The 2,015-nt window shown below is 66.7% G+C and carries 3 protein-coding genes; 1 reads left to right on the top strand and 2 read right to left on the bottom strand.

Annotated elements, in window-relative coordinates:
• Window positions 1–219: 219 nt before the first annotated feature.
• Both AC1DYI_RS33970 and AC1DYI_RS33965 read right to left on the bottom strand, forming a co-directional pair.
• A complete protein-coding gene (locus AC1DYI_RS33970; protein ID WP_477208511.1) occupies window positions 220–1,218 on the bottom strand; it encodes a hypothetical protein in 999 nt (332 codons plus the stop codon).
• 168 nt (window positions 1,219–1,386) lie between these two features.
• Window positions 1,387–1,761, bottom strand: coding sequence for a cupin domain-containing protein (locus AC1DYI_RS33965; RefSeq protein ID WP_477208510.1), 375 nt, complete (start codon window positions 1,759–1,761; stop codon window positions 1,387–1,389).
• 74 nt (window positions 1,762–1,835) lie between these two features.
• Between AC1DYI_RS33965 and AC1DYI_RS33960 the strand changes: the two genes are divergently transcribed.
• Window positions 1,836–2,015, top strand: a 180-nt coding sequence (locus tag AC1DYI_RS33960; RefSeq protein WP_477208509.1) for a helix-turn-helix domain-containing protein, incomplete at its 3' end; no start/stop codon positions are given.

The raw sequence follows: 2,015 nt of genomic DNA, 5'->3' as shown, positions 1-2,015 counted from the left end.
AGATTGGGCTGTGCTCGCGTGTTGAGCGTGCTGATCAGTGCAACCGGCGTTCCAAAGTACAGGATCGTCGGGGCAATCTCGATCGAGACCGGTGGACGGTGGTTCATGGRGGTATCAGCGCGAAGTGGTGAGGCCCGCGACTTTAGAAAGCCGCAGGCCCCTCTTGCTTCGTTGCGCAACGAAGCGTTGCGCCACCCCTCCACCCAATGGATCAGTGGCTCAGCGCGGCTGCCCGCTGACCCAGGCCGCGCGGATCTGGCGGCCGCAGTACAACGAATCAGCGGCCGGGGTCTGGGTCTTGTCGGCGCTGCGAAGGTTGACGATGCTTTCTCGCGCCAGCACACCCCACCAGCGCTTGCTGGCATCGATCCAGGGATAAAAGCCGAAGGCACCAGGGCTGCTGAACGCGCCATCGCCCACCACGGGATCGTCCTCGACCCAGTGGCCGACCGAGTAGTGCCAACTCTCGTCCGAGGGGATCGGGGTGTAGACCGCCGTCGGGCAGGTCTCGGGGTTGGTGCACACCGCGTGGGTGCCCAGCAGCGCGCGGATCTTCAGTTGACCGTCGACGATGTGTTGCAAGAAGCGGCCATACTCCGCTGCGCTCGTCTTCACGCCGCCCGCCAGCTGAGGCTGGCTGTATTGGAAAGCCGTGCCCCCGAGGCCGGCGTTGATGTGCGCAGCCAGAGCGGCGTTGTCGTCCGGTCCCAGGCCGACCAGCGTGGCCTGCTTCTGCATGTGGCCCCCGCTGTAATAGAAGCGGCCCTTGTTCTCGGGCACGTAGCCGCCGTTCTTGATGCGCCGGCTCTGGTACGACTGGCATTCGGCAACTGTCTGGTCCTTCAGGCAGTGGTCGAACTCGGTGTAGCCGCTGGTGAAGTTCAGGTAGCTGGCTTCTTCGCTCGTCAAGAGCACGCCGAGTTGCTCCACCACGTAGGCGCCATCGATCAACTTCGATGCCGAGGCGATCGACATCATGGTGTTGGCGCCGGGCGCCATCAAGCCCTCGCGCCCATCGGTGCGCCGGCCCGAGGCATCGCCAACCGACCAGTAGAACGGCCGGATGGCTTGGCACAGCGCATTGTTCTCGGCCGTGCTGTGCGCGGCCGAGATGCGCTCGGCCATCGTCGGCTCGCGGCGGCTGGCCTGGGCGGCGGTGCAAGCCGCGGCGGCGGCGAGCGCCAGCAAGATCATCTTGGGCAGGCGTGGATCGGTCATCGGTGTTTCCTTCGGCGTGTTGTTGGGGTGGCCCACTATCGGCCGCCCCCATCGCCAAAGGTGTCAGCGGTGATGGCAATCCATGACGCGCGGCCTGGCGCTGTCATCGTTTGTCATCATTTGGCCGCCGGCGCCCGGTTGGCGCCCCTGCCCCACACGCCGCCAGCGTCAGTGCGGTGCGCAGTCCTGCGGCCCGGCCTTCAGCTCGACGATCAGCGCGTGCGTCGGCGTCGAGCCGACGTTCTCGCCGACGTGCGTCTGCGCCAGCGACCACATCGCCTCGCCGCCGTTGAACTGGCGCGTCAGGACCTTGCCATCCGGCAGGGTCAGCGTTCGCCGGAACGAGCCTAGCGCGTACAGCACGAAGGCCGGGTGGCTGTGCTGGTGCGTGTGCTGGCCGGGCTGGTCCTGGTATTCCAGCACCCGCACGCAAGCGTTCTCGAGCAGCACGTGGTACTTGTCGCCATCGGTCTGCACCGCGTCTTGCGCCTGCGCGGTGGCGGCCCAGCAGCCGGCCGCCATCAGCATGTGTTGCCATCGCATTCGAAACTCCTGTCGGGATAGACGGTGCGAGGCTAGGCCAGGCAGCGCGACGGCGTAAGCCGCGGCGCTGCAGAATGGGGCCGCACATTTGCGGACCGCTTCCAATGCCTGTCGCCTTTGACTGGAACGACCTGAAGTACCTGCTCGCGGTGGCCGACCACGGCAGCACGCTGGCCGCCGCTCGCGTGCTGGGCGTCAACCAGTCGACCGTGCAGCGCCGCCTGGCCGAACTGGAGGGTGACCTGGGCCAACCG

The organism is Ideonella sp. P3_A4 (assembly GCF_056403075.1).
This window is presented reverse-complemented; position numbering and strand designations above follow the sequence as displayed.